The 26,712-nt window shown below is 38.2% G+C and carries 30 protein-coding genes; 25 read left to right on the forward strand and 5 right to left on the reverse strand.

Features of this window, described 5'->3' with window-relative positions; translation table 11 throughout:
* Positions 1-136: 136 nt before the first annotated feature.
* The 5 genes from LPB68_RS00350 (at position 137) to LPB68_RS00370 (ending at position 7,325) form a co-directional block, all read left to right on the forward strand.
* Positions 137-1,729, forward strand: coding sequence for a response regulator (locus LPB68_RS00350; RefSeq protein WP_068655140.1), 1,593 nt, complete (start codon positions 137-139; stop codon positions 1,727-1,729).
* 37 nt (positions 1,730-1,766) lie between these two features.
* Complete coding sequence (locus LPB68_RS00355; RefSeq protein WP_068655138.1) at positions 1,767-3,518, forward strand: sensor histidine kinase; 1,752 nt, start codon at positions 1,767-1,769, stop codon at positions 3,516-3,518.
* Positions 3,519-3,789: 271 nt separating this feature from the next.
* A complete protein-coding gene (locus tag LPB68_RS00360; RefSeq protein WP_068655136.1) occupies positions 3,790-5,439 on the forward strand; it encodes a type 2 periplasmic-binding domain-containing protein in 1,650 nt (549 codons plus the stop codon).
* A gap of 85 nt (positions 5,440-5,524) precedes the next feature.
* Positions 5,525-6,415 (forward strand): ABC transporter permease, encoded by an 891-nt coding sequence (locus tag LPB68_RS00365; RefSeq protein ID WP_068655134.1) that lies wholly within the window; start codon positions 5,525-5,527, stop codon positions 6,413-6,415.
* A gap of 19 nt (positions 6,416-6,434) precedes the next feature.
* Positions 6,435-7,325 (forward strand): carbohydrate ABC transporter permease, encoded by an 891-nt coding sequence (locus LPB68_RS00370; RefSeq protein ID WP_068655132.1) that lies wholly within the window; start codon positions 6,435-6,437, stop codon positions 7,323-7,325.
* Positions 7,326-7,419: 94 nt separating this feature from the next.
* Here the strand turns inward: LPB68_RS00370 and LPB68_RS23805 are convergent, their stop codons facing one another.
* Complete coding sequence (locus LPB68_RS23805; RefSeq protein ID WP_099458654.1) at positions 7,420-7,536, reverse strand: IS3 family transposase; 117 nt, start codon at positions 7,534-7,536, stop codon at positions 7,420-7,422.
* Between the two features lie 291 nt (positions 7,537-7,827).
* Between LPB68_RS23805 and LPB68_RS00375 the strand changes: the two genes are divergently transcribed.
* From LPB68_RS00375 to LPB68_RS00445, 17 genes are all read left to right on the forward strand, one after another.
* Positions 7,828-9,072: a hypothetical protein gene (locus LPB68_RS00375; RefSeq protein ID WP_068655129.1), complete on the forward strand. Its 1,245-nt coding sequence runs from the start codon at positions 7,828-7,830 to the stop codon at positions 9,070-9,072.
* A gap of 100 nt (positions 9,073-9,172) precedes the next feature.
* On the forward strand, positions 9,173-9,898 hold the full coding sequence (locus LPB68_RS00380; RefSeq protein WP_068655128.1) for an ABC transporter ATP-binding protein: 726 nt from the start codon (positions 9,173-9,175) through the stop codon (positions 9,896-9,898).
* The gene (locus LPB68_RS00385; RefSeq protein ID WP_068655126.1) at positions 9,885-10,637 is read left to right on the forward strand and encodes an ABC transporter permease; all 753 of its coding nucleotides are present in this window, start codon (positions 9,885-9,887) and stop codon (positions 10,635-10,637) included. Before LPB68_RS00380 ends, LPB68_RS00385 begins: the two co-directional genes overlap by 14 nt.
* The gene (locus tag LPB68_RS00390) at positions 10,638-12,074 is read left to right on the forward strand and encodes a sensor histidine kinase (RefSeq protein ID WP_068655124.1); all 1,437 of its coding nucleotides are present in this window, start codon (positions 10,638-10,640) and stop codon (positions 12,072-12,074) included.
* The gene (locus LPB68_RS00395; protein ID WP_068655123.1) at positions 12,067-12,786 is read left to right on the forward strand and encodes a response regulator transcription factor; all 720 of its coding nucleotides are present in this window, start codon (positions 12,067-12,069) and stop codon (positions 12,784-12,786) included. Before LPB68_RS00390 ends, LPB68_RS00395 begins: the two co-directional genes overlap by 8 nt.
* 267 nt (positions 12,787-13,053) lie before the next feature.
* Positions 13,054-13,929: a GNAT family N-acetyltransferase gene (locus LPB68_RS00400; RefSeq protein WP_082865632.1), complete on the forward strand. Its 876-nt coding sequence runs from the start codon at positions 13,054-13,056 to the stop codon at positions 13,927-13,929.
* 68 nt (positions 13,930-13,997) lie between these two features.
* Positions 13,998-14,978: a phosphotransferase gene (locus LPB68_RS00405; RefSeq protein ID WP_068655121.1), complete on the forward strand. Its 981-nt coding sequence runs from the start codon at positions 13,998-14,000 to the stop codon at positions 14,976-14,978.
* A 198-nt stretch (positions 14,979-15,176) separates the two neighbouring features.
* Entirely contained in the window at positions 15,177-15,272 is a 96-nt protein-coding gene (gene comI / locus LPB68_RS22565; RefSeq protein WP_157891894.1) for a competence inhibitor ComI, read from the forward strand.
* A 370-nt stretch (positions 15,273-15,642) separates the two neighbouring features.
* On the forward strand, positions 15,643-16,173 hold the full coding sequence (locus LPB68_RS00410) for an AAA family ATPase (protein ID WP_068655119.1): 531 nt from the start codon (positions 15,643-15,645) through the stop codon (positions 16,171-16,173).
* Positions 16,174-16,254: 81 nt separating this feature from the next.
* Positions 16,255-16,416, forward strand: a complete 162-nt coding sequence (locus LPB68_RS22570) for a hypothetical protein (RefSeq protein WP_157756145.1) — start codon at positions 16,255-16,257, stop codon at positions 16,414-16,416.
* Between the two features lie 267 nt (positions 16,417-16,683).
* Positions 16,684-17,130, forward strand: a complete 447-nt coding sequence (locus LPB68_RS00415) for a DinB family protein (RefSeq protein WP_068655118.1) — start codon at positions 16,684-16,686, stop codon at positions 17,128-17,130.
* A gap of 240 nt (positions 17,131-17,370) precedes the next feature.
* A complete protein-coding gene (locus LPB68_RS23235) occupies positions 17,371-17,535 on the forward strand; it encodes a DUF2197 domain-containing protein (protein WP_071193197.1) in 165 nt (54 codons plus the stop codon).
* A gap of 90 nt (positions 17,536-17,625) precedes the next feature.
* Positions 17,626-17,991, forward strand: coding sequence for a DUF4180 domain-containing protein (locus LPB68_RS00425; protein WP_068655117.1), 366 nt, complete (start codon positions 17,626-17,628; stop codon positions 17,989-17,991).
* A 284-nt stretch (positions 17,992-18,275) separates the two neighbouring features.
* A complete protein-coding gene (locus LPB68_RS00430) occupies positions 18,276-18,743 on the forward strand; it encodes a VOC family protein (protein WP_068655116.1) in 468 nt (155 codons plus the stop codon).
* A gap of 52 nt (positions 18,744-18,795) precedes the next feature.
* Entirely contained in the window at positions 18,796-19,149 is a 354-nt protein-coding gene (locus tag LPB68_RS00435) for a VOC family protein (RefSeq protein WP_068655115.1), read from the forward strand.
* 258 nt (positions 19,150-19,407) lie between these two features.
* On the forward strand, positions 19,408-20,127 hold the full coding sequence (locus LPB68_RS00440) for a class I SAM-dependent DNA methyltransferase (RefSeq protein WP_068655114.1): 720 nt from the start codon (positions 19,408-19,410) through the stop codon (positions 20,125-20,127).
* Positions 20,128-20,261: 134 nt separating this feature from the next.
* Positions 20,262-20,951, forward strand: a complete 690-nt coding sequence (locus LPB68_RS00445; protein WP_068655112.1) for a DUF998 domain-containing protein — start codon at positions 20,262-20,264, stop codon at positions 20,949-20,951.
* Positions 20,952-21,109: 158 nt separating this feature from the next.
* On the opposite strand, the gene LPB68_RS00450 is transcribed toward LPB68_RS00445, so the two are convergent.
* Positions 21,110-21,703, reverse strand: a complete 594-nt coding sequence (locus LPB68_RS00450; RefSeq protein ID WP_068655110.1) for a YdeI/OmpD-associated family protein — start codon at positions 21,701-21,703, stop codon at positions 21,110-21,112.
* Between the two features lie 523 nt (positions 21,704-22,226).
* Between LPB68_RS00450 and LPB68_RS22580 the strand changes: the two genes are divergently transcribed.
* Positions 22,227-22,484: a hypothetical protein gene (locus tag LPB68_RS22580; protein WP_068655108.1), complete on the forward strand. Its 258-nt coding sequence runs from the start codon at positions 22,227-22,229 to the stop codon at positions 22,482-22,484.
* Positions 22,485-22,659: 175 nt separating this feature from the next.
* On the opposite strand, the gene lpxA is transcribed toward LPB68_RS22580, so the two are convergent.
* The 3 genes from lpxA to lpxC are packed head-to-tail and all read right to left on the reverse strand — an operon-like array spanning position 22,660 to position 25,329.
* Positions 22,660-23,442, reverse strand: a complete 783-nt coding sequence (lpxA, locus tag LPB68_RS00460) for an acyl-ACP--UDP-N-acetylglucosamine O-acyltransferase (protein ID WP_068655106.1) — start codon at positions 23,440-23,442, stop codon at positions 22,660-22,662.
* Between the two features lie 16 nt (positions 23,443-23,458).
* The gene (gene lpxD / locus LPB68_RS00465; protein ID WP_068655104.1) at positions 23,459-24,472 is read right to left on the reverse strand and encodes a UDP-3-O-(3-hydroxymyristoyl)glucosamine N-acyltransferase; all 1,014 of its coding nucleotides are present in this window, start codon (positions 24,470-24,472) and stop codon (positions 23,459-23,461) included.
* Positions 24,473-24,495: 23 nt separating this feature from the next.
* Positions 24,496-25,329, reverse strand: a complete 834-nt coding sequence (lpxC, locus tag LPB68_RS00470) for a UDP-3-O-acyl-N-acetylglucosamine deacetylase (protein ID WP_068655102.1) — start codon at positions 25,327-25,329, stop codon at positions 24,496-24,498.
* A 568-nt stretch (positions 25,330-25,897) separates the two neighbouring features.
* Here lpxC and LPB68_RS00475 point away from each other — a divergent pair.
* Both LPB68_RS00475 and LPB68_RS00480 read left to right on the forward strand, forming a co-directional pair.
* Positions 25,898-26,167, forward strand: coding sequence for a hypothetical protein (locus tag LPB68_RS00475; protein WP_162274303.1), 270 nt, complete (start codon positions 25,898-25,900; stop codon positions 26,165-26,167).
* Between the two features lie 24 nt (positions 26,168-26,191).
* Positions 26,192-26,644, forward strand: coding sequence for a GNAT family N-acetyltransferase (locus tag LPB68_RS00480; RefSeq protein WP_068656604.1), 453 nt, complete (start codon positions 26,192-26,194; stop codon positions 26,642-26,644).
* Positions 26,645-26,712: the final 68 nt, after the last annotated feature.

Consider the following 26,712-nt stretch of genomic DNA (forward strand, 5'->3'; position numbering starts at 1 on the left):
CATCAGCGACCGCAATTTTGTGCTATTTCGAATGAATAATTACTATGGAAACAACAATTTTTACAAAGTAAGATAGGATTAATAGATGTAAATTATTTCTAGCTTGGGGGAATAGGGTGAGAAATGAGGGATCAAGATGTTCAAGCTCATAATTGTGGATGACGAATTGTTGATGCGCATGGGTATTCGATCCATGGTCGATTGGGAGAAGCATGGATTTGTACTTGCGGGGGAAGCGTCTAACGGTAAAGAAGCGCTGGATTTGGCGCTGAAAGTTCAGCCTGACTTGATCATTACGGATATCAAGATGCCGTTGATGGATGGATTACAGTTGATCCGAGAAGCTTCAGTAATGCTAAGTGGTTGTAAATATGTAATTCTAAGTTATTTTAACGAGTTTAGATATGCTAAAGAAGCGTTGCAACTCGGAGCGGTCGATTATTTGATTAAGAATGAGATGACGTCCGCAGCATTGATCCAATTGCTGGAGATCATTCGGCATAGACTACTTGAGGACAAGGTCAGATCCGGTATCAAAGAACTGCCGTCAGGCTATTCGGAAAGTCTTTCTCATCTAAAAGAGAATTTATTCAAAGACATGATCAGCGGCCTGATGGATACAAGCAAAGCGTTGACTAAAGCAGAACAACTCCATGTTCGTGTCCGTTCGGATGAACTCAGGGTCATAAAATTTCGTATGGATACCTTCGAAAAGATCCGCAAGAAGTATGTTGAGAAGGACGAGAAGCTGTTGCGTTTTTCCATATTCAATATACTTGAAGAGATTATCCCAAGAAAATGGGATAAGGAAATCGTCATAGAAAGCTCTTCCGATTATTTGCTGATGATTAATTCGGTTCGAACGGACTCCGCCCGTGCTGAGATCAAGAACCTGTGCGGCCTCATTCAACAAGCGATGAGGGATTTTATGAATTTAACGTTTTCCGTCGGCGTTAGTTCTGTTGTACATGACTTGAGGTGCTTGAGAACGGCTTGCCAGGAAGCGGATCATGCTCTTAGGAGTAGATTTTTTTTGGGAACCGGCCGAATCTTGTTTTATGAACATACCGGAACCGGGACTGGACGGAAAGAGATCAATTTCCTACGAAGCGGAGAATGGAAAACTGATTTTCGAAATGCGCTTGATAGCCATAAAGAAGAGAAATTAGTAAATATTCTGAATGAAATTCGGGCTAAATTGACATTTGATCAGGCAAAAGAACGTGTAATTCGGGAGTTTTATATTTGGTTGACCGAAATCATCAGCATTGAATTATCCTATGAGTGCAGGTTCCAGCTTCCACAAGCGGATATGTTGCCGTATGAGGCGGTGCTGGCCGCGGAGACTTGGGACGAAGTCCATAGTATTGTATTGAGCTATGCGAGACAGTACATCGTTGTCGGCCATCCGTTACCTGAGAGAAGCTATGCGGATCTTGCGGCTGATTTGATACACCGGGATTATGCCGAAGGGATTTCGTTGCTTAGTATCGCGAACCAGATCAACGTCAACCCATCGTATCTCAGTCGGGTCTTTAAGCAGGAGAAAGGTGAAAACTTCGTGTCATACTTGACCCGCGTGAGAATGGAACGGGCCAAGTCTTTTCTTGAGAGCCGGAAGTACAAGGTATCGGAAGTTGCAGATAGAGTCGGGTATCACAACTACCCCTATTTCAGTAAGATTTTCAAAAAAGTCGTCGGCATAAATCCCGAGGAATATCGCGGGTAATCCCATCCTTACAGGGAAGGAGATGCTGTGTGAACTAATGAGAAAGCGCTTACCATTTATAAGTATCAAATCGAAAATATTGATTATCTGCCTGACGGTCATCATCGTGCCGATCTTAGTGATGACGGCTCTCTCTTATTCCTCCTCTCAAAACTTATTGGAACGGAAATATACGGAATTGTTGATGGATATCGCCAAGCAGACGAATGTCCGAATCGACGAGTATTTTAAGGAAGTTGAAAAAATATCACTTGTGACCAGCTTCGGCATGAACAGTAACATGAACGATTCGTCAGAGAAAAATTATCCGATCCAGGAATTTCTTCGTGACGATAGCGAAGAGAACAAGAATGAAGTATACGGCATGATGATGAACTACGTGATGATGAAAGACCAGGAAATCTCCATCTATTTGTATAATTTGAACGGCGGACAAGATCTGATTGTTGGTGCCGATCAACCCTATGACTACACTTATCGTCCAACAACAGAAGAGTGGTTTCATTATTTTCAAGTTTCCACCAGCAAGATGATGATTCTGGATACTCACATCGATAGACAGACCAAGAACAACACGTTGGCGATCTCGCATATTCGCAAAATATTAGATACCGACAGCGGTACGCTGCTTGGGTTCATGGTAGTCAGCATCGACCTACATGTGATCGACATTGCCAGCAACAGGTTGCAGGAGTCCTTGCGCAAGCGCTTCACAATCGTAGATGAATCCGACAATATCATTTATAATGCTGATTTTTCATTGATCGGCCAGAAATTCTCCGATACGCTACGCCCGAGCAAGTCTGATCAAATCATCGTAGACAGCCAGTTCGCCCGTCAACGATGGACGACCTTTCTCTATATGCCGAGGCATGAATTATCGGCCGAGGGAAATATTTTGCGGCATAACATGTATCTCCTTGCTACGCTAATGCTGCTATTTCTCGTAATTGTCTCGATCTTTCTATCCAGTGTGATTACTCATCCGATCAAAAAACTAATGAGAAATATTCTGCTTGTCGAGAAGGGGCAGTTTGATCAGGTCGAAGAAATTCGCTCGCGCGACGAAATCGGTCATCTCTCTACTCGCTTTCAGAGGATGTCCCATGAATTGAAACGGCTTGTCGAGCGGATTCAACAGGAAGAAAAAGACAAGGCTTCCGCCGAAATACGCGCGCTACAGTCACAGATCAATCCGCACTTCCTCTATAATACGCTTGGTTCTGTAAAGTGGATCGCCTCTATGCAGCAGGCTGACAAAATCGTTGAAATGACGGATGCGCTTATCAAGATGCTGTTCTATGCCACACGGTCTGAAGGAGCTTTGGTAACGGTTCGTGAGGAGCTTGACAATCTTTACAATTACATGACGATCCAAAAAGTCCGCTATTACAATCGGATTCAATTGGTTATTGAGGCAGATGAGGAAGTTCTACATTACCGAATGCCCAAATTGATTCTCCAGCCAATGGTTGAGAATGCGATTTTTCACGGCTTAGCTTTGAAGGAAGAAGGTGGTGTGGTTACCGTCAAAGTCGAGCGTTCAAGTAGCGATGTTATGATCGAGGTTCATGACAATGGTGTCGGCATGGACGAGGAGACAATTCGGACCATTAAGGCTTCGCTTGCTCAAGAAAAAGATGGAATCGAACCCGAGAACATCGGTCTTTATAATGTAACACGGCGCCTTAAGCTTCATTATGGAGAGAGACATGGATTAACATTTGAGAGCGAATCGGAAATAGGCACAACATTCCGCATGGTTCTACCGAACATGAATGATGATTAGTAGGAAGAATCTAACTGGATCGTTGTGAAGCCAATCGAATTAAGGGGAAGCGACCTTTAGAATGGTCGCCTTTTCTTTTGGGGTACGTGTTGCTTATACACTTTTTTTACTTTCCCTTATATTATTTTTACTTTTGGAAAAATGTTAATACGGTTTTATAGGAAGGAAGTAAAGAAATCAACAAGGATTGGTCAATTCCGTTGATTTCTTGCTGCTGAATGCTTCTACTACAATAAAGAAGAAAGAAACTTATACCAAATGGGGGGTAAACATGAAAAGAAAGCCAATGATGTCTCTTTTATTATCCTTATCCTTAGTCCTTGTTCTGCTGTCAGCATGCACTAATTCGGCAAACAAGAACGAACCGGCCGTAAAGGGGGCTGAACCCAAACAGGCAACGAACGAAAAAGGGGAGATCGATTACGCATTCGGTGCCTACGAAGAACCCATCACGATTCATACCGTTCGTGCCGAATATGCATCCGCGCAATTCCAGAATGGAGACAACATGACAAAGAACGTTTGGACACGAGCCTATAAAGAGCGATTCAACATTGACGTAGTAACGGATTGGGTCACCGACGAGTATGACACCAAACTGAATCTGGCTATATCCTCCAATAAGCTGCCGGATGTATTTCATGTGAATCCGACACAATTGCAGCAATTGATTAAAGCAGACATGATCATGGATTTAACGGAGATATTTGATAAGTATGGTTCCGATCGTTTGAAAGGCTATATGGAAGCCGACCGTTCCAGTTATGAATCCGGGATGAAGGACGAGAAATTATACGGCATTCCCCAGTTGCACTGGGGTTTCATCGATCAGCCGGATTATATCTGGATCCGTAATGACTGGAAGGAAGAACTAGGGTTGCCGGATCCGAAGACGACAGACGACATTAAGAATATCGCTCTTAAGTTTAAGGAAGCCTATGGCGGTTTCGGTATTGCCGCCGATCAGACGCTCGATTATTTGAACCTGTTAGCCATCGGTTGGGGAGCCCATCCGGATATGTGGATCCCGGGCGAAGACGGGAAACTGACCTATGGTACGGTCCAGCCAGAGATGAAGGATGCGCTCGCCGCATGGGCGGAGTGGTACAAACTCGGCATTATCGATCCTGAATTCGCGATTAAAGACTTTAGTGCCATGAACGCTGGCGTTGTTTCCGGCAAATCCGGCATGCAACCCTATTACCAGTGGTGGGGATATAACCCAGGCGTTGACGTGGTCACCAACTTGGGCAAAGACTCGGTGTTCTATCCGTACAACATTCCGACCGACGATGGCAAGGAAGCAACACAATCCATCTTCTTTGCTAACGGTGTTTACACGGTTGTAAACAAAAACTATAAAAATCCGGAGGCGGCTATCAAACTGCTTAATTTCTACGCTTACATGCTTGATGAAGGAGCTCAGAAAGAAGATCAAGAAACGTTGTCATCCTTCCTGGACAACGATATTGCGCACGTAACCGGGGCATTCAAGATCATCAACCCAGAAACCGATTACGTACAATTCGAGCATGTAAACGAAGCGCTGAAAACAAACGATACGAGCAAGTTCACGACAAGCGGAATGTGGCAGAAGTATAACAACAGCGTGGAATATAAGAAAAACGGGACTCCGGCAGCCACCGGCGACTACCTTCAACAAGGAAGCCCGAAGCCTGCATACGGCTTTGGCAAATCCGTTCTTGATAACGAGCAATATATCAAGACCGCGTTATGGGGCGCTCCGCCAGAGGTGCTCGTGAAATACGGTTCGACCTTGGACGATATTCTAACGGAAGGCTTTACAAAGATCATCATGGGTGCTGAAAACATCGATTATTTCGATAAGGTGGTTGAAAATTGGCGAGCAGCTGGCGGTGACACGGTGACCGAGGCTGTTAATGAGATGTATTTGGAATAAGTGAAAAATACAAGAAATATCGAAGAGAGCGAGCTAGGCTCGCTTTCTTTTCCCAATATTGGCGATTCTGAATGGAGGATAGGACATGCTAAACAAAATATGGCGGCAGCGCGAATTCCATTTCATGCTGATTCCAGGAGTTGTTCTTGTTTTTATTTTCAGCTACCTGCCCTTTTACGGATTGATTATCTCCTTTCAGGATTATAATCCGGGACTAGGCTTCAATTCCCCATGGGTTGGAATGGAGAATTTTGAACACGTCTTTCATCAGCCTAACTTCTTGAGAACGATATGGAATACCCTGTACATGTCCGTGTTCAAAATCATAGGCGGCGTCATCGTGCCCGTCATCTTTGCTTTGTTGCTGAACGAAGTGGCACGAACATTTATCAAGAGAACATTCCAAACTCTGGTTTACTTGCCGAACTTTTTGTCTTGGGTCATTATGGCGGGGATCATGATTGATATTTTGGGCTCGGGAGGCATCGTGAATTCGTTTCTCGGTTTGTTTGGTGTGGCGCCTATCTCTTTTCTGGGCGACCCGTCGATATTTCCATGGTCGATGATCATAACGGACGTTTGGAAAGGATTCGGTTTTGGAACCGTCGTCTATTTAGCGGCATTGGCAAGTATTGACCCCGGTTTATACGAAGCGGCAGTCATTGATGGGGCGAAACGTTGGAAGCAAACGTTATATATTACATTGCCGTTGCTTACTCCAACGATTGTTCTCATGTCGGTATTGTCCCTGAGCAATGTCTTGAACGCGGGTTTCGATCAGATCTTCAATCTGTATTCACCTTCCGTTTACGAATCTGGAGACATCATCGATACGTATGTGTATCGGCTCGGTATCCAACAAGCGCAATATTCTGTAGGTACTGCGATCGGTTTGTTCAAATCGGTTGTTTCCTGCATCATGGTAACCTTATCCTATTTCCTTGCGCATCGGGTCGCCGGCTACCGAATATTTTAATGAAGGAGGAGGCAATCCCATGATTCAAGACAAAAGCCTGGGACGCAGGCTGTTCCAAGTGATAAATTACTTGATTCTGATTCTAACGTCGCTGCTCTGTATTCTGCCATTTGTAAACCTGCTTGCCGTCTCTTTCAGCGGCAGTGCGGCAGTATCCGCAGGAGATGTCGTATTCTGGCCGATTGATTTCAATACAAATGCTTATGAGTTTGCATTAAAGGGCGGGGAATTTTTCCAAGCTTTATGGGTGTCGGTCCAACGCGTAATATTGGGGACACTATTTAACCTTATCTTAATGGTTCTTACTGCGTATCCATTGTCCAAAACCAAGACCAAGGTAGCGGGTCGCGGCATCTATATGGGATTCTTCGTGATTACGATGCTGTTTAACGGAGGAATTATTCCGAATTACCTCATCGTTGTCAAAACGGGGCTTATCGATTCTCTTTGGTCATTAATCCTGCCGGGTGCACTTCCGGTTTTCAGTATGATCATTCTGATGAACTTCATTCGAGGTTTACCGGAAGAGATTGAGGAGTCGGCAACGATTGATGGAGCCAGTCCATTGCAGATTCTCATTCGCATCATACTCCCACTTCTTAAGCCGGCGCTTGCAACCGTCGGATTGTTCAGCATCGTTGGTCATTGGAATTCTTGGTTCGACGGCATAATCTATATGAATGACACAGCCAATTATCCGATACAAAGCTATTTGCAGACGTTGCTTCTCAACTTCGAACAGATTATGCAAAGATCGAACAATGATTATACTCAACTGCTGGCGATGATGAACGTGAGAACCGGACGCGCCGCTCAACTATTTCTGGGTGCTCTTCCCATTCTGGTTGTATATCCGTTCTTGCAGAAATACTTCACAACTGGTCTTGTGCTCGGTAGTGTGAAGGCATGATACTATTGAACTAAATCGGATATCAGTGTTGATAAGAAAAAATGAGGAACTCGCACTTGGTCAACACTTCATTTGGTAGACATTGTAGAAACACCTAGGTTACAAGCTGGTTCCTGTATTTAACAGGAATCAGCTTTTTCAATTTCCGTTGTGCTCTATCATCGTTATAAAAGCGAATGAATTCCTCAATACTTTTTTGTGCCTCATCGATACTTCATATATCATAAGGATAGAGTGCTTCGACTTTAAGATGAGAGAAGAAGCTCTCCATTGTGGCGTTGTCATAACAATCGCTTTTGCTGATCCTCAGATATACATAGAGCTCCTTTACGGTTTGTTTATGCTTAAGCTCGTCGATGACGACATATCTAATTGGTGGGTGTCCCTAGAAATGGATTCGTGTTTATATGAATTAATATTTTGTTAATATTTTCGCTATAAAGAATCAAGAATCATTTTATATACTTAGTCCATAAGTAATTATTGAAATGGAGTGAAGAGGATGAAAGTAAGCAAAACAGCAAAAACAGCAGCGATATTCGGAATTGGAGCATGTATTTTTGTAACGACTGCTTTTGCAGATATGGCATTGGGTTCGGGATATGATAAGCTGAAATCTTCGGCGAAGTATACCACAAGTCAATTGGAAAATGGGCTTAACAATTTTACGGTTGAACAAACCATGTCCGTTACATTGGATGATGAGATTGTCCAGTATCATAATTGGGTCCTGAAGACAGATAATGTTAATAAACGAACAGAAAATGTAACCGTCTCAAAATCATATAATGAGGATGAATCTGAATATTATGCTTATGATGATATGACCCATAGTGCATACAAAGATCGTCGAGATAACCAACTATATGTCACCGAATATTCATCTAACGAACGTAGAGAAGATTTCTATAAAGTGGAAGATCTTTTTCAAGAAGAAGGAGCTGTCGAGATTGAAAAAATCATTGACGCTGTTGTAGGTAATTTGAAAGATCTCGTTCAGGTTGATAAAAACAAAGAAGGTAACGATACCTTTAGCGGATCATTAAATACGTCTCAAGTACCTGCGTTAGTTAATGGAGTTAGTTCTTTTGGTATTAAACAAATTATTGGTAGTGAACATGAATCAAATCAAGATTCCTTGTTACCTAAGTTTACATCAGATATCTATGTAACCTCCGTCGAAGGTTTTGCAAGTGAAAATGAGCAAGGGATATTAACGCATTCACAAGGCTCTGTTTCATTCTCAGGTAAAGATATAAACGGTCAAGAGCATCAGATTGATGTGAGTATATCTATTGATTTAAAGGATATAAATAGCACTGTCGTAACTCCTCCTGACTTTACGAACGGAATTGTAAATCAATATGATGCTAATTCTACGCTTAATGAGAAGTATGAAGGGGCATATGTTAACAATATTGTTATCCAGGAAGGCTCTGACATTATTAAAATCGGTGAACGTAAGCTTGTTCTTGAAGAGATTAGTGATAATCAAATCATTGGAAATCTAGAAGAAACTGTGTATGAAGGTTATGAGAAGAAATATGAATCCAAGTCCCTAACGTTTACGAAAATCGAACAAAATAATTATCAAACCATAATTGACTATGTTGATCAGGAAGGTAATACAGGTAGCGCATTTATAAATAGAAATGAAGGATTGGATTCCATTTATTTCATTTATGGAGTAAATGGGGATATTCAACCGAACTTTTACAACGGAAATTATGTCAAAGTATTCGAATAATGATGATAGTGAAATAAAATAAGGCATCTGAAGGTAGGCGATCCCCTCTAAGGGGATTGCTTTGCCTTTGTTGGCTTAGTGAATGGAGGCAGACATAACAATGACTTGTGCAATTGAATTTGACCATCTGACCAAACTCTATAATAATGCTAGGGGAATTGATGACCTAAATCTAACCGTGCAGCAAGGCGAGATATTTGGATTCCTTGGACCCAATGGAGCAGGTAAAACAACAGTTATGAAAATGATGACTGGTTTAATAAAGCCGGATCGCGGTGATGTTCGTTTGTTTGGTTCCAGTGTGCAGAATCAATACATAGATGCGATACAACATGTTGGTAGTTTAATCGAAACAGCTGAATCCTTTCCGTATCTTACAGCCTTTGAAAATCTAAAACTTCATGGTAGATACTATGAACAGGTAGATAATAAACGAATTCATGAATGTCTTGAAATTACCGGTCTATCTAAATTCGCACATGAAAAAACAAGAAAATTCTCACTAGGTATGAAGCAAAGATTAGGAATAGCTACAGCTATTCTATCCGAACCAAAGCTTCTAATTCTGGATGAACCATTAAATGGACTTGATGTAGAAGGAATGCTTGATATTCGTGCATTAATCAAGAAAATGTCTTCTGAACAAGGAACAACTTTCTTTATTTCCAGTCATCTAATCCATGATGTCGAAGTAACTTGTACTCGAATTGGAATCTTATTAAATTCTAGGCTTACAAGTGTAGATTCAACAGAAACCATATTACAGAACTTTTCTTCGCTGGAACATTACTTTATAAATGAGGTGGAGCGTAATGCCCGGATTTAAAGCATCCTACATCAATGAATTGTTCAAAATACAAAAAAAGAAAAAACTAGTAATGGCGATTATACTATCGATATTAGCAGTTCTGATTGGACAAATTTCAGTAACGGTCGTTAATCAAAGCTTTGGCTTGCTCATTGTGAATAGTACAGAATTACCTCTGATGATATTAAGCGTTATGATGTATACCGTCTTCCCGCTATTTATAACGTTTATCGCAATTGATATGTTTAACGGTGAATTCAACAGTAATACAATGAAGTTGACCTTAACCAAGCCAGCTACACGATATTGTATTTTTACTGCCAAATTCGCGGCTATTGCAACAATCATAATCGTAAATCTATTATTTATACTTATTTTATCTCTTGTGATCGGTATCATTTTCAATCCATCATCAACGACGTTAGTGGGTATCGTGCATGCTCTTATCGCTTATTTCGTGAGTTTGTTTCCACTACTTGTTTTTGCTTTGCTTGTTATCGTATTAGCTAATATGGTACGTGGAGGGCTGACTGTATTCTTCTTAACAATCCTGATCTTTGGTGTACTTTACATAGGAGGTTTATTTTTCTCCCAAGTATCAAGCTTTTTATTTACGTCAATGTTTGATTGGTATCGATTATGGATCAGTGGGACTTTTCATCTATTTAAACTTTTACGTTTGAGCCTAATTATGATAGGATGTGGCATGATGCTCTATACCATAGGGTATACACTTTTTGAACGCAAGGTGATCTAATTGAAGTTATCTCGACGAGTCTTTCTATTTAATATATTATCTATCCTTCTTGCTATTGTTGTTGCGAGTCTGATCTATATGATTTCTATGGCGATCAGCACTCAGTTCAACATGACATCTGAGGCAACAGAGACGCTGGAACATACCATGGAAAGGCAAACTTTATTTGTTCAATTGGAAAAAGAAATCACACATCTCCCAGTGGAGAAGGTAACGGATGATATGGTGAATGCATTAAGTTCGCGACTCAAGCTAGTAGAAGCAGACATCGCTATCATACACAACCATACAGTTGTTGCTTCATCGATACCATTGAGTCGAGTAGATGTAATTGCATTGGTGCAAGGGTTCAACTTTTCACAGGATATCATCAATTTATCTAGTATGAAGGTCCAGTATAAAACCATTCCATTATTACAGGATAACGGCTATATCTTTCTGTTAAATGAATATCATGAGCAGACTTTTTCCATTTGGCTTAACGTCGCCGTAGCACTTATTACATTTTTGCTAGTATACATTGCCATGAGTGCCTATATATCACGTAAAATCACAAAGGGAATAATTCAGCCTATTGAACGTTTAAAAGAGGCTGCTATTCAAATTAGTGAGGGTGAATTAAATTCCTTCATTCCCGAGGAAGGGAATGGAGAGCTCCTGGAACTGTGTAAAGCGCTTGAACAAATGCGAATTAAATTGAAGGAATCTATTGATTTACAACAAAAATATGATAAGAATAGAAGTTTCCTTGTATCCAGCATTTCGCATGATTTAAAGACCCCTGTGACCTCGATTAAAGGTTATATAGAAGGCATCTTGGATGGTGTAGCTAATACACCTGAAAAGAAGCAGCAATATCTATTGACGGCACAACGAAAAGCCAACCTTATTAATACGATGATAGAGGATTTATTGCTTTATTCAAAACTTGATCTGAAACAGATGCCGTTTAATAAACAGCCTATTGATTTCGTTAGCTATATTACGGATGGAATACAAGAAAATATGGAACTCTTGAAATCAAATCGAGTTAGGATGGAGACCGAATTTAATATTAATAACAATTCCATGGTGTACCTCGATAGCGATCGATTCATGCGCGTGGTTCAAAATATCATAGATAATGCCCTTCATTATCATGAGAGGCAAGATCCTGTTATTACAATCATGCTTAGAGAGACATATTCCACAATTATTTTAGAAATAAAAGATAATGGTAAGGGTATGAAAGAGGGAGAGATAAATCGGATTTTTGATCGGTTTTATCGTTCTGATGAAGCTCGAACGGTAGATACGGGAAGTGGTCTGGGACTTGCGATTGCCAAACAAATCGTAGAAGCACATGACGGTAATATTTGGGCCAAGAGTCAAGAAGGTGTTGGTACTAGCATCTTAATATCATTACCAAATTACAAGGGGGGGAAAGGGCGTGAGTAAACGAATCCTTATTGTCGAGGACGATGTTTCTATCGCAGAGCTTCAAAAGGACTATTTGCAAATTAGCGGCTTTGAAGTCACGATTGTTGAGGATGGGAATCGCTGCTTATCCTTAATGGAACGTGAGCATTATGATCTGATCATTCTCGATATAATGTTGCCTGGCAAGGATGGTTTTGAAGTCTTGAATGTCATTAGAGAAAAAGAAGATATTCCTGTCTTGTTAGTAAGCGCACGAGCTGAGGAGATATATAAAATTAAAGGTTTAGGATTAGGTGCGGACGATTATATTACAAAACCATTTAGTGCGGCTGAATTAGTGGCAAGAGTACAGGCGCATGTGAAGAAATATGAGCGATTGGCTGAGCGGTTCTCACAACAAGCTCCTGATGATGAATATTTATATAAAAGAAATATGATTACGGCCCGTGGGCTAACGATTGATACAGATGCCAGACAAGTGTTTGTGAACGGTAAAGAAGTTGTTTTGCCCCAAAAGGAATATGATTTGTTATTATTCTTGATGCAAAATGCAAATCGAGTGTTCAACAAAGATGAACTCTTTGAACGAATATGGGGAATTGATGCTCTAGGTGATGTAACGACCGTCACGGTACATATTGCACGGATTCGTGAGAAAATCGAAGAACAGCCAAGTAAGCCAGAATATATAAATACAGTCTGGGGAGCAGGGTATCGATTCATGGTGTGAAAAAGACAAATTGCTGAATTAAGCAGTCTGTCTTTTTTTATCTATACATGTTGTTTGTATATGATATTTTTGGAGGAAATTGGATTGTGAAAGGCGAATGTATATATTCGAAGCTCAGTGGTATGAGTAATTTTTAAATAAGTAAAGAGTGATTATAACTTTTCTTTACTTATGAGAATGAATTATGGTGTCGAAAGGGGTATTTTATTGGGGAAATTAATACAGTTGTTGGACGGAATAGAAATACGCAATTTCCAACAAGATGACATGCCATTACTTGGTGAATTGTACAACTCGGTCAACGATAGAGAAAATGCTACGTTTTGGTGGGTGGGCGATTCGGAGAACTGGGTTAATGTGTTTTGTGCTTTTGAAAATGGAAAGATGGTGGCAAAGGGACAAGTCGAGGTGTTCAATATTGTTCCAAGTGGTCGCTCGACGAAAAGTAAACATGCGATCTATCTTAATCTAAAACCTATCCCAGAAAGAGAATCAGATCTCAATTTATTAGAACTACTCTATTCATATCTTTTCTCGCGTGCCAAGGAGATCAAAGAGTCTTTATCTCAGGAATACGCTACATATCTATATGTAGGTAACGATGCATCGGAGACTATCAATAGTCAATTTTTTATTGAGCAGAAGGGCTTCCGTCATAGTGAAAGTTTATTTACAATGAAACGCGACCTTAAGGAGCCGATTTCAGATTTGCCATTAAATGATGAGTTTCATCTGACGCATTGGAAAATGGAATCATCTCATGAAGAAGGAGAGTATTTGGAGTTGAATGCCGAGGTATGGCCTGATACCCCACTTGGGGTGGAGAGACTATCTCAATTCAAACAAAATTCACTGTGGACCGCGATAGTTGTTCGAGATGCCAATACGATTGTAGGTAGTTTAATGGTATGGCGGGAAGAGGATAAAGGAATTATAGAAGATGTTTTCGTACGTGATCCGTGGAGAAATCGTGGTATTGCAAAATATATGCTGACTCAAGCGCTGAGTTATTTAAAAAGTAATGAACTAGATTCTGCTGAATTGATGGTATTAACTACGAATGAGTCCGCATTGTCACTATACAGTTCTGTTGGATTTAATAAGATTAAAGAGGAAATACGATACGGTATTGAGCTTGGTTAGTAGAATGAATGGATTGTACATATACGTGACTAACTTTACGTGGTTGGTCATTTAAGGATGGTGTAAATATGAGTTTATTTCCGGTTGTATACTCACTCTTGTCTAAGCATGCGTTATTATTGCATATCAAAGACAATTATGAAGTTCATGAACCTATTAATTTAAAATACTTCCTTAGAGGCATGAACGATACTTATATTTTAGAGACTGGGTCAGGTAAATATATCTTTAGAGTATATCGTGCTGATAGAAGAAATAAATCAGAGATTTCTTTTGAATTAGATTTATTGAATTATCTAAATGAGAATGATGTAAGCGTATCAATTCCGATTACAAAAAAAGATGGCACACTCATAAACGAGTTTTTTGTCACTGAGGGTGTAAAGTTTGGGGTTATGTTTAGTTTTGCTGAAGGTAATGAAAAGCCTATTCATGCCGTAGAAGATAGTTATTTATATGGAAAATCCGTTGCTCAAATTCATAAAGTTACTGAAAATTTTAGAAGTGAACACGTAAGAAGTAATCTTAATTTGGAATATCTAATTGAGAAACCACTTAACATAATCAAATTACATATGGAACATCGTCAAGAGGATTACAATTTTATTATTGAACTAATCTTAGAATTAAAGGAACAGTTAGTGATGATGTTAGAAGAAGGCTTAGATTGGGGTATTTGTCATGGGGACTTGCATGGTAACACAAATGTAGCATTTACGGACAACGGGAAATTGACACATTATGATTTCGATATTTCTGGTTATGGGTGGAGATCTTATGATATCGCAGAGTTTAGATTAGCGAGAGAAATTCACAGTGGTCATAACAAGGACGAAGTTGAAAGGCTTTGGGAAGCTTTCCTACACGGGTACAGGGACGTAAGAGATTTCAGTGAAAATGATGTTAAAGCGGTTTCTATATTCGTTGCACTTAGACAACTGTGGCTCTTTGGCTTATGTTTTAGTGAATCAGAGCTAATAGGGGGAGCTGACTTCGATGATGGATTTATTGACAGTAAGATGGAGTATTTTAGGAAAGTAATTTTTTAATATTTTTCATAGCTCTTTTGGTGGATATAAAACATAAATCCTTCAACTCCACGATTTGATTCGTCGAGTAGTTAACAGGATACGATACATAAATCAAAATCATATAGGAACACTTGTACGTAATTGGAAATAAAGGTAAACTATAGATACAATTGAATCTTGGGTGGGCATGGTCTCCCTTCGAAGGGAGGTGAAGCCATGGAAGTAAAAGATGCAATAACGATTATGTTCCTATTTGGGACGTTTATCCTTGCTCTTTTAACATACATTAATAATAACAACAAGAAAAAGTAAAAACCCACCCATAGATTAAACGCCTAAGGTGGGTCTTGATTCCTGTACGACTTAGAAGGGAATAAACCATCCAAGCCAATTGTACTGACCAAGTGTACCAGCACTTGGTCTTTATTAAATATATAATAACACATTTGAAAACATGTATCCAAACAGAAAATGGTAGTAGCTCATAAATGAAATAGCACCGCATTCATGTATCGCCCCCTGTGTCATATGTATAATCATGAAAGATGATCAGACAACAAATGCCTCAGCCTAAGATTAAAGCTATCTAAGGGGAATCAACGTCAGGAATGCCAAACGTTAGCTGAAATCAGTTGAGAATAGAATAAAAAATAAATGTCGGTCTTAGCATGGGAGGATAAAGATGATAATTATGATTAATGGGGCATTTGGTGCAGGAAAAACGACCACTGCTCAGGTACTTCAAACACATATTCCAAACAGTATGATTTTTGATCCTGAAGTGATTGGTTATATGTTAAGGGAGATTATCCCTGAAGAAGTTAGATTACAAGAAGAAAGAACGGATGATTTTCAGGATATAGAATTGTGGAGAATACTAACTGTTAAAACGGTGGAAGAAGTAAAGAAAAAGTATAATAAACATTTAATAGTTCCAATGACAATATATAAATCTAGAAACTTTGAGTACATATTAAAGGAGTTCCAAAATATTGATAAACTTTATCACTTCTGTCTAATTGCTTCAGAAGAAACTATACATCAGAGGTTGGCTTCTCGAGGAGATAAAGAAGGAGGCTGGACCTACCAACAAACAAAAAAATGTATAAATACTCTAACAAATGAAGTATATAAAGAGCACATAAATACAGATCAACTAAGTACAAATGAAATAATAAATAGAATTCTGTTAAGGATTGGATTGATTAAGTGATCCTTGGATATTTCAAAGAAGTCAACTGACATTAGATGAAATCCCCATAAATATCAAAACCAATACATTGGAGGTATTATAATGAAACATTATGATTTTCTACCTGATGAACACATGGATCCAGTAATCGGGCTATTGCACTCCATGGTAGTGTATAACTACCAAAGATTGAGTAGTCTGGTTGATGGCCTTACACAATGTGTTCACGCATTGAAAGGCGATCTGTCTCGGTCCCAGAAGTAAAGTCGAGGAAGTGATTACCGGGACACATCTGCACCACCTACCCGTATCGCGGCCGGTCCTACGAACCTTAAGATGGTGGGACGTTGTGAACACGGAAACGTTATAGGAAATCGAACATCATAAAAACACACCATAAGTTCTTGATCATTTATTACATAGATGCTTTTCAGCTAACTGGTAGTTGAGTGTAAGAAGGGGGAGAATCTTGTTTTCTCTTTTTATAGAATTCATATAAAATAGGTGTTGATAATTTAGGAGGCGGTACCATTGAAAACAATCCATAATATGTTTGAGCATTTAAGCTGGGCTAATCAAAGTATTCTAGAAGCATTGCAAAATGTAGAGGTTGGGGAGCAACAGTTAAGTTTATTTTCTCATATTCTAAATGCTGAACAAGTATGGCTAACTAGATTAAAAGGTAAGGACAGTTCACAATTGCCCATCTGGTCGGATGGTGATATAACAGTCTGTACGAAACTTATTAAACAAAATGAAGAAAACTTCAAAACATATCTCGCTGAAATAGCAAAAACTGACCTAGATAACTTAATAACATACGCAAATAGTAGTGGTAAAGAGTTTATGACTTCTATACGAGATATTTTAACTCACGTAGCACTTCATGGTCAGTACCATCGTGGACAGATTAACTTGCGGCTTCGAGCAGATGGTAATGATCCAGTTAACATTGATTATATTACTTTTGTAAGATAGATGTATAAGATTAGGTAACCCCTCGATATTACGCTTTGTTGTTACGCTAAAAGGTATCCAAAGATATTTTCTGAGAAGTGGAATCAGGAGACATTAACCGGCTATGTCTAACGACCCGTTCCCTTCGATCACTTAAGCCAATGAGAAAGCCTCATTTAGATGTTCAGGAATATACTAGAGAACTGGTTACAATCTTCGATATATCAACTAAAAAGTAATGTGTCACTTAGGAGGATAACAATGTTTTACCAAGAGGTACTTTGTTTTAGTTGTAAAAAAATATTCAGAGTATACGAAGGTTCACTACAATATAAACAAGCAAAGGAAAGAAAGAGTAGTTTTTTTTGTTGCGAAGATTGTAGTCATAAAATACGCATTGAAGCAATCTTAAATTTCTTTAGATAGTTTTTTTTTGGAGAGTCCTACTAATAGATTGTGAAATAATGTACTTCAACTTTCGCAAATTAATGATTACATTTGAAGAGGGAGATCAATATGGACATTAGAAATATTATTAAGAATGGTGTAGAAATTGCTCTTGTAGATAGCAGTGAAATACTGATTAATGATACTCAGTCTGCCCTGGATCTTATGGCTACAATTAGATATCAAACAGGGGCTGATCGGTTTGTTTTAAATAAATCAGTCATAGATGAAAATTTCTTCGATCTGAGAACCGGACTTGCAGGAGAAATCCTTCAAAAATTTATCAATTATCAAGTAAAAGCTGCTATAGTAGGTGATTTCTCAAACTATTCAAGTAAAAGCTTAAGAGATTTCATATATGAGAGTAATAAGGGTAAAGATATATTTTTCCTGCCAAACGAAGAGCAGGCCATCGAAAGGTTAAGTAAAATCTAGATTCTTTATGAGCTATGATTATGAATGTAAATCGGAGATATCGTACATATCTGATAAACCAACAATGCATTCCTACTGCTGGCTTTCGCCCTTGATCGCTAAGAGGGAATTTCAAGGAGATTATTCAAGCGATGCGTATTCAACCATCTAGTCTGACGATCCGCTCCCTACGGTCACTTAAACTACTTGACGTCAGGAATACCATACGTTATAGGAATTCAGTGCAAACCATCAAGAGAAACCACTTAAATCATGAATTTATATTTTGAGAGGGGCAATATATTGTGGAAATTAACCAAAAAGCTGTAAACAATAAAACAGAAGTAAAGCTGGGACGTACAATTCAAGTAAGACTTGTTTCAGATTTAAAGAAATCTCAAGAATATTATCGAGATGTACTTGGATGTAAGGTAGATGACTGGGGGCATGCTGAAAGAGATGAGATGTTGTTTATTTTACAGCAAGCAACTTCACAAGATGATGTAAGACCCAATGCAATCTCACAAAAGCGCCCCAATTATCCGACAGAATGGGAAGGACCTGACCATGGATGGGATTCATTTATCCACATCTCATGGGAAGATTTAGATCAATACGTAGAAGAAGTACGTAGTAAGGGTGGAATAATTGCCATAGAGCCATTTACTGGAGCACATGGTAAGTGGGAGTTCAAAAATGCTCTTATTCAAGATATTGATGGTTATAATTTTGTATTAGGTGCAATGAGACTAAAGAATGAAGAGAATATATAGTTGATGGTATTTACCAGTACAAAGAATATTTAATAATATGGGAGGACTTCTGATGATTAGTCCAATTTTAAACAAAGTCGGTGCAACTTTTATTCCAGTTAGTAATTTAAAGAAGGCAAGAGACTGGTATTCAATCATTTTAGGTTTAGAAGTAAGGGAAGAATATTTAATTGATCATTTATATATCGTTCCAATGGACGGAACCGGGGTTGTATTGGATAGTCAGATCTACTCTAAAGAGAATGTATATAGAGTGCCAGCATTTCATTTTAATACGAATGATATAAAAACTTCTTACCAATTTATGAAAGATCAAGGTGTAGAATTATTAACTGAAATTGAGAATGGACATTGGTTTAATTTTAAAGATCCAGATGGTAATGTATTAATGATTTGTAAGTGCTAAAAAACAAAGACTATTTAGACTTATATTAATCCTTGAAGGTAATACAGAGAAGACATTGGCATAACATAACACCCGATTTACGCATCTAGCTGAAGCTTTCGGTCTTCCGAGGAATTTCGAAGAAATGGAATCAGCAGAGAACCCTACACCGACTAAGATAAGAGCCATCCGGACCTTCGGTCCTTATGCCGTTGGGATGTTATAAATGCGCAACAATACACGCAATTACCCAAAAACATTGATAAAGGTGGTATCAAGATGTTTGATAATAGCGCAGAAATCTATGATGCACTTTACAGTTTCAAAAATTATAAACATGAAGCTGATACAATTCGACAGTACCTTAACAGGCTAAACCCGAATGTAACCTCATTATTGGACGTTGCATGTGGAACCGGTAAACATATTGAATATCTCACAGATTATTTTACTATTGACGGGATTGATTTGAATGAGAGATTTATTCAGACTGCACAAAAGAGAAATTCATCATCAAATTTTTGGTGCGTCGACATGACTTCATTTCAACTGAATAAGAAATATGATGTTGTTATGTGTTTATTCAGTTCTATTGCGTACGTAAAGACATTAATTCGTGTTAAGGAGTCCATAGACCAATTTAAGAGGCATCTATCAGATACAGGAATAATAATTATTGAACCTTGGTATACACCAGATACATGGGAACCTGGTTTTGTTTCAGTATTAAATAGTGAAACTGAAAGTCATAAAATTAGTAGGATGTCACACGCAGCTAGAGATGGGGATATATCTATCTTAAACTTTGAATATCTTGTCGGTTCTATTCATGGGATCGAACATAAAAAGGAAAGGCACGAACTTGGATTATTTAAGCATGAAGAATTAATAGACGTTTTTGAGGCGACAGGGATGAAGGTCGAGTATGACTCTGAAGGAATAAGTGGAAGAGGTTTATATATATTAAGTTTTTTAAAAGAAGAGGACAACAGCGTATAACAATGTGTTCACACATCTGCGGACAAACCGTAAATTTAGTAGCTGGTGGAACTCAGCAGACACATCCGTAACACCTAAGTGCAAAATTAAATTTTTGATATTAAAATAAAATAATAGATAATGGAGTAACTAATATGAAGTTATTTGAAAAATATACAATGCCAATTGGGATGATTGGTGCAATAGCATATATATTACATACTGTAATTGGAAATTTATTATGGACTGAGTACAATCCTATAACTATGGATATTAGTTCACTGACAGCTGAGGGAGCTCCGAATACGAAACTATTAAAAATATTTACAAGTTTTTATGGTGTTTGTTCTGTTTTATTTGTGGCAGGACTAATTATTAAATCATTTAGGAAATATCATATATCAGTTCGCATAGGTTATATGATTATGATGATAATGCAATTGATTTCATTATTTGGTTATTATTATTTCCCTTTGAGCGGAGATAAAACAGATATGAATGTGCAAAATGTGATGCACATTGTGATTACTGTTTTAGTAGTATTTACAACAATTGCATCGGGATTTATACTTGCCTATGGTTACTTAAAGTATGAAAATATGATCAGATTTGGTAGATTTATACTTGTCATGGCAATAATAATTACTATAACAGGGGCAACTAATCCGATTGGTATTAGCAGGGGATTAAATGTATTAGGATTAACCGAGAGATTAGTAATTTACTCGTTACAATTCTTAATGTTTGTAATCTCGTATTACTACACCTTTTCTAAAATTGAGAACGATTATGATCTGAAATGTGTTAATGCATTGGGTGCCAAGCCCCCTCGGTCCCGGAAATAAAGTCGAAAAGGCGTGCATTTAATTGAATGCTTTTTCAATACAGTTAAGAACTACTTTCGCATGGCGACTCGCTTCGATAAACTGGCGCAGAGCTTCCGAACTTTTTTTAACGCTTGCTTCATTTCAAGTTTGGCTTGCTTAGGTTTGCATACACGCCCCTAATCATTTAATCCCTTTCCATTGAGAATTTGCTGCATATATTTTTTAACCCTTGACGCTCGAGTTTTGGATTGTTTGGCTTCAGAGAAATAATGAATGTATGCTCTTTGCCGTCCGGGTGTCAATGCTTCAAAAGCAGTTTTCAAGGCAGGGATTTCATCGAATTTATTTTGAACTTCTTCAGGAATTACGAATTCTGTATTCTTTTTAAAATCCACTTCCAAACCGGCTTTTTCAACTTCAATGGCTTCATGAATATAGGCTTTCAAGATGGATTCCATTTCAACTATTTCTTGAACATTGGTGAACCGAATCTGGCGCCCCGCCTGTACTTTCTCCGTTTGTTGGATTAGAATGCCATTGGCATCCTGTAACAAGGCACCTTTGATAAACAGAAGCGCACAGTATTCTTTAAATCCATGTATTAAAACGATGTTTTTTTTCTCAAACGTATAGCAAGGATGCATCCACTTAAATTCTTCGGTCAGTTCACAGTCAAGAACGATAGCTCTCAACTTCTCATATTCTTCCTTCCACTTTTTAGATTTACTTAAAAATTCATTAACCGTAGGATTCATTCTACTATTTGTCATCAAGAAACACCCCTTTCTTTATCGCTTATCTAGTATCTGCGTCTCATAAGTTTAATTGTACTTCTTTTTTATGGATTGTACAGTTTCGTACAAATTCTAGATAATAATGTGAAAATTGTGGGAAAATGGGAAGGTATTCAGAAAAATTGGGTTATTTAATCATCATATGAGCAGACTTTAACCGTTGTTGGAGAATGACTACTTCTGATAACAGAGCATTATCGTGGTGTCGTTTAAGCTCCTTGATCGCCAAGGGGATATTCCGTAATAAGCGCAAATCGTAGATATCTTATAAAGTACCTATTAGCAGTCAATGTTCCCAAGCGAGCAGCAAAGTTTGCCAAGAGAACTTGATTATCGTGATAATATTGATTATTCTCATTATTAAATTCATAATGAAGTCATAGTTTTTCAAGGAGGCGGTTCAATTGGTAACCATGATTATTCGGACAGAAATTAGAAGGATAGCGCCTAATCGTCCATAAACTGCGTGTTTCCTTCGTGATGAGGACGACCAGTACACATGCAAGAATATCAAATTATCAAAATGAATGATTTTTCAAGTCAGCAGATCGATCAAATCAGAATGCTAGAACAGCTGTGCAAGATATTCGATAGGTCAAGTTTGAGGGTGGGCATAGAAAGCCTTAAAGAGAAAGATGGAGATGAGGCGTTTCTTTGCAAAATTGAAGATCAGTTGATTGGTTTCCTTAGTTGGTATACTACGGATGGGATTGAAGCTAATATTAACGGTATGGTTCACCCGGAGTTTCGTCGTTGAGGCTGAAAATCAATGGTATTTGTTTAACTATACAGCAAGTCAATCTATTTATCAGTTAATTGATACCGCCTCAATGAACGGTTTTCTGACCACTATCAGTAATTCGGTTCCTTAAGGAAACAAATTTTTTCTTATTTAGCTAAGCGTAGTTTTTCACTATATAGAAAATATTAAATTATTTCGAACCCCTCATTCTTGCGATGCCACGTTCGGACTTGTTTAAGAATGCTAATGTATGCTCCTTAAACATGGATTGAGGCAAGTTATGAATCTCTTCGATTGCTTGAGCGAGTGGTAATTTTTTTCGGAACAAAAGGGTATTGATTCGTTTTATGGTCTTGATGTCATCATTAGTCATGCCGTTCCGTTTCAATCCAACAAGGTTAATGCCACATATTTTTGCACGATAACCACTGGCGATCGAGTAGGGTACAATGTCTAGATTGATAAAAGATGCAGCTCCAATCATTGAAAATCTACCAATCTTACAGAACTGGTGAATAGTAGCAGAACCACCGATGGTAACATTATCTTCAATTTCAACATGACCTGCAATTTGTACATTACCTGTAATGGTGGATTGGTTACCTATTACTACATCATGCCCGATGTGGACAATGCTCATAATCCAATTGTCGTCTCCAATTCGTGTCATACCGCCACCTTTTACTGTTCCTTTGCTAATCGTTGTGTATTCTCTTACGATGTTGTTGTTCCCGATGCTAAGATACGTTTCTTGCCCTTTGTGGGTTCGATCTATCGGAAAAGAACCAATGATGGCTCCTTGAAAAATATGGTTTTCTTCGCCGATTGTTGTGTGGGAGCCAATTAGAACATGACTTTCAATTTTGCATCCGTTCCCGATTTTGACGTTTTCCTCAATGATACTAAATGGGCCGATAGTGACATTTTCTCCGATTATCGCTGTTGGGTGAATGATTGCAGTAGAATGAATCAAATTTATTCCTCCTCATTTAAAAGTGTGTTTTTGTAATGTCTTCTAATTTCTTATTGAATTCCTTCAGTATTTTCGGAAGTCTCGCAAGCGTTGCATACTCCTTCAATTGTTCTTTATGAGGACGTGCAAAAATGCCAGATACAAATGATTTTTCCGGCAAGTCTTTGGCTACGCCTGATTTTGCCAAAACGACGGAATGATCGCCAATGGAGACATGGTTTGAGATAGTGCATCCACCTGCCAAAACAACGTAGTTCCCAATTTTTGAGGAGCCTGCAATCGCACATGTTGACACGACGATGCAGTGTTCTCCGATTTGTACGTTGTGCCCGATTACGACCATATTGCCAATTTTCGTTCCCTTTTTGATTATGGTGGAATCAATCGTTCCGCGCTCGATTGTTGTATTGGCACCAATTTCTACGTCATCCCCAATGACGACGTTCCCTATATGAGGAAATTTCAGATGTTTTTCTCCATCCCATTCATAACCGAATCCATCGGAACCGATGACGGAACAAGATTGGATGATGACGTTGTCACCAATTAACGTATCCTTTAAAATGGTAACATTAGGGTAGATTGAACAATTTTTACCGATCGTGACATTTTCGCCAATAAACGAATTTGAACCGATGGTGCTGTTATTGCCAATAGAAACGCCTTCTTTCACGACGGCGCCATCATCTACCTGCGTACAGCTACCGGATTTCAATGACAAATCAATCGTACTAGACGAGATTATTCCATTACTTTTCCTATCGTCTTGAAATGTCATTATCAAATGAATGAAGGCAAGTCTGGGATTCTTAACTTTGATGACTGGAATGCTATATTCACGAGTGTTTTCGGGGACAATCAATGCGGAAGCCTTGCAAGTAGCCAGTTGACCCATATTTTTTTCTGTTATGAAGGCAATTTGACCAATCTTGGCGTTCAATAGAGAGGCGATACTATGTATGACTACATCTTCATCACCAACTAAAAATCCATTCAATTTCTGAGCGATTTCTTTTAAGTTATATTCCATATTTATTCTCCCTTTAGTTGTGATTAATAAATATTGTTCAAAATCTCCTGTGCCAAAAGATTATTTAGGTGATGGGAAGTTCGTTCGCCATCAATTTTCGCTAAGAAAGGTGGAAGCAAAGCCAAGTCCCCCATAACATCTAAAAGCTTGTGTCGTGCGAATTCATCTGGGTAACGCAAATTAGGTATAATCTTTCCTCTACCAATTAGCAGGGCGTTTTCCAGAGAAGCACCTTTAATCAGTCCTTTGCTTTTGAGGTAGTCGATCTCTTTTTCGTAACCAAATGTACGTGCGGCTGCGATATTGATTAGAAAATCATGAGTGCCAACATTAAAAATAGCTGATTGATGAGTAAGGAATGAAAGGTTATGATCGTTTTTGAAGCCAATTGAATAGGATATCCCATCAAAGGGGGATGCTTCTATAAACGACAATCCTACTTCAACTCTAATGGTCTTTTTCAAGCGAAAATATCTTTTTTCAACTTGTTGTTCTAAAAGACCCACTTTACTAATTTTTGATGCAATAACGACAGCGCTTCCATCGAGAACCGGAATTTCTTCACCGTTGATGTCAACGATGACATTGTCGACGTCCATACCTCGAAGTGCAGACATTACATGTTCGACCATAGAAACTGAATAGTTATTATGATTTTTAAGCTGAGTGCAACGTTCGGTGTTTGAAACGTTCCCAACCGTGGCTTTAATTACTTCAAATGGTGTTACATCTGTTCTCCTGAATACGATGCCACTGTTCGGTGGTGCGGGGTGAAAAGTCATACATGTTGAAATCCCTCTGTGCAAGGTGATGCCCTCCAGTTCAAAGTTACTTGCAATTGTTCGTTGATTTACCATATAAACACCCTTTCGTTCATTTTTTATATTATAGGTTAATTTAGGGTTTTTTTGTAAAAAAAGTATTCTAAGAAAGATCCTTTCAAAGAATGGCATGGTTTTTGTATTTATCTGTTCCTATTTTTATATACAACATGAAACACTAATTCTCTTGAGAAACTTACAACGGAATATATGAAAATCTAAATAGATTTGTTAATGTAAGGAATGCGGGTACGTTATAGGGAATCAGCGTAAAGACATATGAAAACCAATAAAAAGCATTTGTGGTATCACTTGGGGGGATTTGATCATGAGTATAAGTTTCTTTCTTGTTAGACATGCAATAAAACCATGAAAGTGCTAGTTATACTATCGACAGTTTTGCATCAATCACACATTTAAGCTAACAAGACTTGTAAATACTGATTCAACTAGTAGGCAAAACATCTTTTTTGTTAACTTGATGAAGACACTGACATCATATAACAACTTATTCGCGCTTCGGATCATTCGGCTTTTTATCAAGAGAAAAGGTCTATTTCCACAAGCTAATATTGTATTATACCATCCTGGACACTTTCCTGAATTGAATAAAGATATATCCAATTTGTATCTAGAAGAAGGATTCGATGAGGTATGGATACCAGATTTACATAATAATTTTTTGAATGAAAATGAATATACATACCATAAAACAATATTAATATCTCAGGGTATTCCAGAGAACAGAATTAAACCTATAAAAGCACAACATAAGAATGAGAAGGGAAGAGATCGAGTAATAAGCGAGATAGGAAAGATTTCAGAAATATTAGAAAGACACAATGAGATATTAGCAGATTCGGAGATGTTGTAGTACTAAAGGAGAATATTCATGGATATGAAAATTAGATTATTAGAAGTTATCGAAGATTCACCTATAGAATTATTACTTCTTGCCGATCCTTCGGAGAAGTTGGTGAAAGAATATTTGAGCAGAGGTCAATGTTTCGTAGCAACAAAAAATGATGAAGTTATTGGTGTAATCGTACTAATAAGAACTCGTCCAGAAACTATAGAAATTGTTAATATTGCTGTTCGTGAAGATCACCAAAATAAAGGAATTGGAAAAAGATTAGTCTTATTTGCTATCGATAAAGCAAAAGAACAACATATAAAAACAGTAGAAATCGGAACAGGAAATTCAGGGTTGAATCAATTAGCATTATATCAAAAATGTGGATTTCGGATTACTGGAGTGGATCGTGATTTTTTTATCAGGCATTACAAAGAAAAAATATATGAAAATGGTATTCAAGTTATAGATATGATTAGATTAAGTCTTGATTTGTGATCGTTTTCCAAAAAGGTCGGCAGTATCCTAATAACATAAAACCAAATGAAAGAGGAAGAGATATGGGA

Source organism: Paenibacillus crassostreae (assembly GCF_001857945.1).
Lineage (GTDB): Bacteria > Bacillota > Bacilli > Paenibacillales > Paenibacillaceae > Paenibacillus_AQ > Paenibacillus_AQ crassostreae.